We start from the raw sequence: 454 nt of genomic DNA, 5'->3' as shown, positions 1-454 counted from the left end.
AATCTGGAGTATGCGATGGTGAAGGCCGTCGAGGGCAATGGTTCGTACGCCGGAGCCGTCCTTGAGTACTTCAAGATATGAATCCAGCAGGGGAGATCAGTGGTTACGAGCGTCTCCCGCCAGAGCTATCCGGTGGCTGCGATGGAGAAGGTTGTGCCGGTCATGGAGGGCTCCCTGGCCGATTCGCTGCGGACGATTGAAACCTCGCACGACGCCAGGATCGGGTCGCTGACGACGTCCCTGAACGTGGCGCGCATCCGCTGCGTCGGGGATCCGGATGCGGTGATGCTGGAGACCTGGGAATCCAGGCTGCTGACCATGCAGGTGCACTCGGCGGTCTTCGCCGCCACGTTCACCGATCAGGAGACGGTGACGTGCAGGATCAGCCAGGAGAACCGGCAACTCGCCACCACCGGACCGGAGTTCTATCTCAATGCGGGGACCTGGCTCGACG

At 62.3% G+C, this 454-nt stretch carries 1 protein-coding gene; it reads left to right on the top strand.

Annotation, left to right across the window (positions count from 1 at the left end):
- Positions 1-141 precede the first annotated feature (141 nt).
- The coding region (locus AADR41_RS42410) for an Imm49 family immunity protein (RefSeq protein WP_446751214.1) at positions 142-454 on the top strand (313 nt) is incomplete at its 3' end.

Origin of the sequence: Streptomyces sp. CLV115, from assembly GCF_038448545.1 — a bacterium.
Classification (GTDB): Bacteria; Actinomycetota; Actinomycetes; order Streptomycetales; family Streptomycetaceae; genus Streptomyces; species Streptomyces sanglieri.
Note: the sequence above shows the minus strand (reverse complement) of the source record. Positions and strands in the feature narration are given on the sequence as shown.